Source organism: Microcoleus sp. T3_D1 (assembly GCF_036700405.1).
Taxonomy (GTDB): domain Bacteria; phylum Cyanobacteriota; class Cyanobacteriia; order Cyanobacteriales; family Microcoleaceae; genus Microcoleus.
The window spans coordinates 1-7,478 of the sequence record NZ_JAUBOV010000051.1 but is presented as its reverse complement, the minus strand read 5'-3'; the positions used below and the strand labels follow the sequence as shown (position 1 = coordinate 7,478).

The window sequence follows — 7,478 nt, the reverse complement described above, 5'->3', positions numbered from 1 at the left end:
TGCCTGTTGCTAACCATAGTGGAACAGGCATCTTGCCTGTTGCTAACCATAGTGGAACAGGCATCTTGCCTGTTGCTAACCATAGTGGAACAGGCATCTTGCCTGTTGCTGACCATAGTGGAACAGGCATCTTGCCTGTTGCTAACCATAGTGGAACAGGCATCTTGCCTGTTGCTGACCATAGTGGAACAGGCATCTTGCCTGTTGCTAACCATAGTGGAACAGGCATCTTGCCTGTTGCTGACGCAAGATGCCTGTTGCTGACAATGGTAGAACAGGCATCTTGCACCTACCAGCGATGTATTTTAAAATGCTGTCATTAACTTAATTAGCTCGATCGACAAATCTCTTTGCGACTTTTGGTGCTTCTTAAACAAAACTCCAGCCAGCAGATAGATGTTTTCCGAATAAAAAGCCATTCCCTGTTCTCTGAGAGTGGCGATCGCGCTTTTCACCTTGGGTTCCGAACTATAATAGCCAAAAGTTAAAGGTGCAATTTCAAAATTCGCCACCGAGTAGCCTCGATCCAAGGCATAATCGATCAAACCCACAGGATTAGAATAGCTAGAAACCATCAGCAAAACTTCGTCGCTGCCCAAAGATAAAAGTTTCTTAGCAATTGTCGAACCATCACTGCCCCCGTGCAACAGCGGCTGGTAAATCTTATCATCCACCGCCGGCAAGTAAGGCGGATTTGAGATGACACAATCCGCCGACTCGTATAAAGGCGAATCAAAAAAAGAGCAATTGTTGACGGTGTATCGTTCGTTCAGTTCATATTGCTTAATTTGAGACTGAGCAATTTTCCAAGCTACATTATTTAGCTCAAATCCCTGTATTGTCCCGTCAAAATCAGTTCTCAGCAAAGACTTAATAACTGGACTTCCCTCTCCTGAACCAAACTCTACGATAAGTCGAGAATTGTCACTAGCATTTAACACTAAACTTTCCAAGCAGTGCGCGTAAAAATCCGATTCTTCCGGGCAGTGGAATACCTGTTTGAGAGGATGGGATGAAGTGAGCATAAATTCTGTAACAAAGTTGACTATTTTTAAAGTATCGAATAAGTAATATTCCAGCCATCTGTCGCAAGAGCTATTTTCTCAACTTGTACAATCTATCTCTTCCTCTTTTACCTGGTGCGAGCGCATAACTATTACTGCCGGCAGATTATCCACTTAACTAGATTAATCCGATTGACAGATTGCAATTAGAGCGATTGCTGGTGAGATAGTACATAAGCAAATAATTGTAAATTTTAATAGTGTCAGATATGACCTTTTTTAATTATTCAGTTCCCCCTCTGCGCCGGAAACAGCTTAACATCGAGCTTCAGGATTTAGAAGGGCTTTGGCAGGTTCAGTTTCCCCTTGGCAAAGATCGATTTTATTCACAATTTTATACTTGTCTCGATCGAACTTGCTTGCTGTGGAGCTTGCTGTTAATAGCCATGTTCGGCACAGCACAATTTTTTTCTGTGAGTTGGATGCTGCAAGCCGGTTTGTGGTCAGCGCTCAGCCTCGTAGGTACAGCAGCAATGGTAAGCATGACATACTCTTGGGTCAAAATAGAACGCCTGATTTGGGTGCTTTACGGTTGGGTAATACTAATGTTATTAGGATTGCTGCTGACCGATTTAGCAATTTTTCTCAGTTGGGGAAAAGTGTTGGCGAATCTCTGTCCCCTGTGGTTGGGAATGAGCGGAATTGGGTATTTGGGGACTGGATTTGCTGTGCGATCGCGCGCGCTTTTAGCGGCAAGTTTATTTCATCTGTTGGGAATATTAATTTTACCTTACACGGGCGGTTGGCTTTTCCTATTTACGGGAGCCATAATGGTATTTAGCTTGCTCGTTTTAGCCGAATTGCAATGGGATATGCGACACCCGATTAACAGGCTCGATTAACTTCTGTACCACCGCGATTCCAACAGCTATCTCCAACAGCTATCAACGTCAAGCATTAACCACAAGTGATGAGTAGATTGCTAATGACTCATGATATCAGGCCCGCTAGAATAACGTCACTGCAATTGGTTGGTAGTGAGGATTCTTGGTTCTCATCAAAATTTGAGGATGAAGCCCTCACTACACAGCGAATAGGGGTTATGTTAGCGGACACGATATTACTACTGGCTGATAACTAATTGCCACCCGACTGTACTGATTTGCGGGTTTGGTTAGTATCGTCGCCCTTGTGATGCCACGTGCCACCTTCTTGAACATATTCAGATTTTACACTGTTCCAAGCAACGCTAGTAGCACCATCTGCGCTCATTCCATCTTCGCTAGCGCTCTTAAAAGCAGCCTGAAAAATTTGTTTAGCTCCTTGGGGGAGTTCTTGTGCTTCCGAAGGTAAGGTGTCAAATTGTTGTTCTGGCATAATGACCTCTAATTATTAAACATAAATGTAATCTTATATACGAGAAGCAACTACTTTCCTCTCTCTAAAAGCAAGTTTTAAACCGCATTTTTCTCAGTCTGAGGACAGATGTAATATTAAATTTATTCTGCACCGAGAAGGCAATGGGCTTGCGGTTGCTGGTTGGGCAGGATTTGGGTAATTTCCTTGCTCAAACATCGATTAATCTGATTTCGGCTTTTTCACTTGCGAACTTAGAAAAAGCAATTAACATTAGATAGCGAATTCTGGCAATAATTCGATACAGCATACTTGATGTCTGCTTGTGGAAGTGTTAGAGAACAAGCGCTCTCTGGCATAGTTTTCGCTTGACTATATCAGAGTTTAGCCGATCGCACTCACAAGCAATTCTGACGAGTGCGCCGCCGCTGGTTGATTTAATCTCGCGCGGCTTCGACTCGGATAGCCCTCAGTTCGCCTTGCTGTTTGAGGCAACTCAAATCCCAGTCAAAACCCTTGCTGGTAGCGGGTTGCAGGTGTTATGGCGACTCCGATCGGTCGATCGGGCGTTTTGAGATATTTTAGTTTCCTGAGAAAGTTTGATCTGTATGCTACCAGGGCAAAATTGCCAGCAGCAAGTTAAGGAAAAATAGCGCTCAAAAAATTTTTAAACTAACTCATCTGGCGGAGTGCTAAGCCAAAATTGACGGTGACAAAATCAATAATTTCTGGCTCAAAGCACCTGCATCCGGGGAAAATTCATAGGAAGAAGCGGCCGCTTGTCCCAGAAACCCGGTTGATTCGTAGATGTCTCGTTACTCAACCCAAAATTTTTCATATCAACCCGCTTTTTATCCCCCGTACACAAATTTTGATTGAGCTAGTCGGCCGCTCAATCAAATTTCATCCACCACCTGAAATAAAAAGCCATTTTGTCAAATATTCCTAAAGATGAATGGCGAAATTGAAGCATACGTAATAGCTTATAAACTGTTAACGCCGCGGTGTAATTACTCAGGGAAAAATCATCTAGGGAACGGGACTAAATTTGCTCCCTTACCTTCATTATTCCGCAGCGAAGATTAGAAAATTTGCACGTTACGCTGTCAATTTGACCCTGCGGTTTTGGCATCACAAGCGATCGCAGCACTCTATGCAAAAGCAAGCATTACCATGAAATCTTCTAAATTGTTGAAAGTTGTTTTAGCAAGCGCTTGTACTTTAGGTTTAGCAACGGTTTCCTTAGCAGTGCCTGCTTCAGCCCAGTCGGGCGGTGCTGGCGGCGGTGCTGGTGGCGGTGCCGGTACAAGCGGTACAAGCGGTACAAGCGGTACGACAGGCACAAGCGGTACAACCGGTACGACTGGTACGACTGGCACGGATACAACCGGTACAAGCGGTACGAGTGGCACCGATACAAGCGGTACAAGCGGTACAACGGGTACGACTGGCACGGATACAACGGGTACAACGGGTACGACTGGCACGGATACAACGGGTACAACGGGTACGACTGGCACGGATACAACGGGTACAACGGGTACGACTGGCACGGATACGACTGGCACGGATACAAGCGGTACAACGGGTACGAGTGGCACCGATACAACCGGTACAAGCGGTACGAGTGGCACCGATACAACCGGTACAAGCGGTACAACGGGTACGACTGGCACGGGTACAAGCGGTACAACCGATACCACTGGCACCGGCACAAGCGGTACAAGCGGTACGACTGGCACGGGTACAACGGGTACAAGCGGTACAACTGGTACGACTGGCACGGGTACAACGGGTACAACCGATACGACAGGCACCGGCACAAGCGGTACAACTGGTACGACAGGCACCGGCACAACTGGTACAACCGGTACAACCAATACCACATCGACGCCGGCTGATACTAATTCTGGAGTTTTGAGTGCTCGGCGCGATAGCCCCAACAATTTCGGGTGGCTGGGTGCCTTGGGCGCCTTTGGTTTGATCAACTTGTTTCGGAAAGGCAGTACACCATCCCATCGGTAGTTTCGGGCGATTCCCTACGGGATAGTTTCGCACGCGCGGACTTTTGAAAACAACTTAGAGGCTTAGAAATTCATGACTTCACTCAATCGCAAAAATTTGTTCAAAAAATTGGTAACAGTTGCCGGAATTGCCGGCGTTAGTTCCTTGATAGCTGTGCCGGGATTCGCAGAATTAAACCGCCAGATTAACGGCTTCAACCAGTCGGGCGATCGAGTTTTTGAGCTTGCTGATAACGACTTAAAGGATCCTAATTCTCCGGGACCTCCTATTACAGATCCTAACAACAACAACAATCCCAGCGGTTCTCCCAACACTCCAAATACTCCCACCAACAACACTCCCGGTCGTTCTCCAAATACCCCCACCAACAACACTCCCGGCCGTTCTCCAAATACCCCCACCAACAACACTCCCGGTCGTTCTCCCAACACTCCAACAGGTGGCGAAACCTCGCCTAATTCTCTCAGCAGCCGAGACAGAACCTTTGTCATGCAAGCAGGTCAACTGGGTATGCTGGAAGTGGAACTTGGCAGATTGGCAGTGCAGCGCGGTTCTAGTGCTAGTGTGAAACAATACGGGCAAGAAATGGTTGAGGAACACACTCAAGCAAATAAAGAACTGATGCAGTTAGTAATGCCAAAAAAGGTAGAACTGCCAACCGAGATGACTACCCAGAACACAGCTTTGATGAAGCGACTTTCGGGACTCTCCGGTACAAGTTTTGACACTGCTTACAAGCAGGCTATGATCGAGAGCCACAATCAGGCTATTGCTTTGTTTCAGGCACAATCTCAACAGGGAGAAGATTCCGACTTGAAGGCTTGGGCAACCCAGAAGTTGCCGAACCTTCAAGCGCACTTGCAAATGGTTAACCAAATGTTGGCAGATACCAGCCAGCCCAAATAGGAGGTAGAGGAGGTAGAGTCCGATCGCCTAAAACGCGATCGCACTCTACCTTTTGTGTTCGGAGAGGGAACAGCAATAAATTCTTTTAAACCCTATAATTTTTGAGAACAAGGGAAGATTTTCTCCGCAACTTGTTGGGCAGCAATATTACCGTGACGTGGCTGTTCTTAATCGTAGGTTTTTGCTGGCTTGCTTACATAGCTGGCCGCCTGAAAAATTAAAAATTATTAATTAAAAGTTCAAAATTAAGTAGGTAGGCGCAAATAAACCTTAGCGTCCAACAGACCTATTCTAGGGTGCCTCAGAACCTCAGATTTTCTACGGTATTTCATGCGAGTTCTCTGCGGCACCCTACAATTTAGTCTAAATTAATCATTTTTTAACAGACAGGCGTTCGATCGCCCGATCGCGGAAACAAGCAAGTGCGATCGGGCGATTTATTCAAACAACACAAAATTAATTAGTCCTCAGTGTCCACAAAAACACTCACAGCCGCCACAGCGATTAGCATTTCATCATTTTTATCATTCAGAGAGGCGATCGCCCTTCCTGGCACAATCATGCCCCCTTGCTCCACAATCAGAGTTTTGCTGCCAAAAGGGAGCACCGCCAACACCTCCTGTTCCCGCACTTGTTCCGGGTAAGGAACAGCCACCTTAACCTCAACAATCATCTGATTGGGGTCAGTCAAACCCGCCACTTCCCAGACCCCCAGCAAAGCATTGTGGGCGATCGCATTCCGTACAGCCCTTGCACAGGCTACAGTCGGTTCCTGCCCGTGCTGGTCTATACCCATCCCCATTTCAATGATGAAACATTTACGTGCCATTGTTGCCCCTTGGTTGATTTTTTGTTTGTAGTCGTTAGCGAAGCCCGCCCCTACGGGGGCTACGCCAACGAAGAGGATCGCACTTTTTGCCAAAACAATTATCAACCAAAGTGACCCCTCTTGAGATTATTTTATAAATTGATATCACAACAAAAGAATAATATCAGTCTTAAAAAACAATCTAACTGTAGGCAAGCTTCAAACCCTTATGAAATCAGTCATTCTCAATCTCAAATCTCAAATGCTATAACTTATGGTAATATAACCAAATTCAGCTTTCCTCGCGGACTGCCAAACTCATCGCCAGCTTGAATCATGGATAGTTTTCTACCAATTGCCTACTTTCAAAACCAATTTCTCCCCTTTACCGACGCCAATATTTCCATAGCAACCCACGCACTGCACTACGGAACCGGAGTTTTAGGCGGGTTGCGGGGAATTCCCGACCCCCAAAATGCCGATCGAATCTTGCTATTTAGATTAGACCGCCACTGTCAAAGATTAAGTCAAAGTGCCAGCTTCCTCCACTGCGATTTACCAGCCAGCAAAATCCAACAAATAATTATTGATTTTGTCCAGAAAAACAAACCAACAAAATCATTTTATATCCGCCCTTTTATCTACACATCCAGTTTAGGAATTGCCCCCCGACTGCACAACGTAGAAACCGACTTTTTTGTCTACGGATTAGAACTTTCCGACTATTTGCCCAAAGAAGGAGTCAACTGTAGAATTAGCTCTTGGTACCGCCAAGAAGACCGCAGTTTGCCCTTAAGAGGTAAAATTAGCGGCGCTTACATCACCTCAGCTTTAGCCAAAACCGAAGCAGTAGAATCCGGCTTCGACGAAGCAATTATGATGAACACTCAGGGAAAAGTCAGCGAAGCTTCAGGAATGAACATATTTGTCGCCAGAAACGGTAAATTAGTTACTCCCGGTTTCGAGCAAGATATTCTCGAAGGAATTACCAGAGACAGCGTAATCACAATCGCCAGAGACTTAGGAATTGAAGTCACAGAAAGACCCGTTGATAGATCGGAACTGTTGATTGCAGACGAAATTTTCCTCTGCGGAACCGCAGCCAAAATTACCCCAATTAAGCGAGTAGAAAACTATCACTTGCCCACAAACCGACCCATCACCGAAAAGATTTTGGACAAACTAACCGGGATTATCGAAAATCGCGACAGCAATTATAAAGAATGGGTATTTCCGATTGATCTTAATTAACCGTTTGTAGTGAGGAGTTCAGTCCTTCTTTTAAAGACTAAATTCCTCACTACAAACCGGGAGCATCTCAGTGTTGTAAAAAGCATTTTTTTTATTGTAGTGCGAGCGTCCCCGCTCGCGTATTGTAC

General features: G+C 45.6%; 9 protein-coding genes. 6 read left to right on the top strand and 3 right to left on the bottom strand.

The features are described from left to right. Positions 1 to 264: hypothetical protein (locus QT992_RS21625; protein WP_333377681.1), on the top strand; the 264-nt coding region annotated here is incomplete at its 5' end. Positions 265 to 305: 41 nt separating this feature from the next. Here QT992_RS21625 and QT992_RS21620 read toward each other — a convergent pair. Continuing rightward, the gene (locus QT992_RS21620; RefSeq protein ID WP_333322443.1) at positions 306 to 1,025 is read right to left on the bottom strand and encodes an SAM-dependent methyltransferase; all 720 of its coding nucleotides are present in this window, start codon (positions 1,023 to 1,025) and stop codon (positions 306 to 308) included. A gap of 248 nt (positions 1,026 to 1,273) precedes the next feature. On the opposite strand from QT992_RS21620, the gene QT992_RS21615 reads away from it, so the two are divergent. Beyond that, complete coding sequence (locus QT992_RS21615) at positions 1,274 to 1,906, top strand: hypothetical protein (protein WP_333322442.1); 633 nt, start codon at positions 1,274 to 1,276, stop codon at positions 1,904 to 1,906. Between the two features lie 235 nt (positions 1,907 to 2,141). Here QT992_RS21615 and QT992_RS21610 read toward each other — a convergent pair whose 3' ends face one another. Next, positions 2,142 to 2,381 carry a ChaB family protein gene (locus QT992_RS21610; protein ID WP_333144661.1) on the bottom strand — a complete coding sequence of 80 codons (240 nt, stop codon included), beginning with the start codon at positions 2,379 to 2,381 and terminating at the stop codon, positions 2,142 to 2,144. 347 nt (positions 2,382 to 2,728) lie between these two features. On the opposite strand from QT992_RS21610, the gene QT992_RS21605 reads away from it, so the two are divergent. From QT992_RS21605 to QT992_RS21595, 3 genes are all read left to right on the top strand, one after another. Continuing rightward, positions 2,729 to 2,935: a hypothetical protein gene (locus tag QT992_RS21605; protein WP_333322440.1), complete on the top strand. Its 207-nt coding sequence runs from the start codon at positions 2,729 to 2,731 to the stop codon at positions 2,933 to 2,935. A gap of 598 nt (positions 2,936 to 3,533) precedes the next feature. Next, positions 3,534 to 4,385: a hypothetical protein gene (locus tag QT992_RS21600; protein ID WP_333322439.1), complete on the top strand. Its 852-nt coding sequence runs from the start codon at positions 3,534 to 3,536 to the stop codon at positions 4,383 to 4,385. Between the two features lie 72 nt (positions 4,386 to 4,457). Continuing rightward, positions 4,458 to 5,291, top strand: coding sequence for a DUF4142 domain-containing protein (locus QT992_RS21595; protein WP_333338934.1), 834 nt, complete (start codon positions 4,458 to 4,460; stop codon positions 5,289 to 5,291). Between the two features lie 460 nt (positions 5,292 to 5,751). On the opposite strand, the gene QT992_RS21590 is transcribed toward QT992_RS21595, so the two are convergent. Next, complete coding sequence (locus QT992_RS21590; RefSeq protein WP_333168719.1) at positions 5,752 to 6,120, bottom strand: Lin0512 family protein; 369 nt, start codon at positions 6,118 to 6,120, stop codon at positions 5,752 to 5,754. A gap of 315 nt (positions 6,121 to 6,435) precedes the next feature. On the opposite strand from QT992_RS21590, the gene QT992_RS21585 reads away from it, so the two are divergent. Further along, entirely contained in the window at positions 6,436 to 7,350 is a 915-nt protein-coding gene (locus tag QT992_RS21585) for a branched-chain amino acid transaminase (protein ID WP_333322435.1), read from the top strand. Positions 7,351 to 7,478 lie beyond the last annotated feature (128 nt).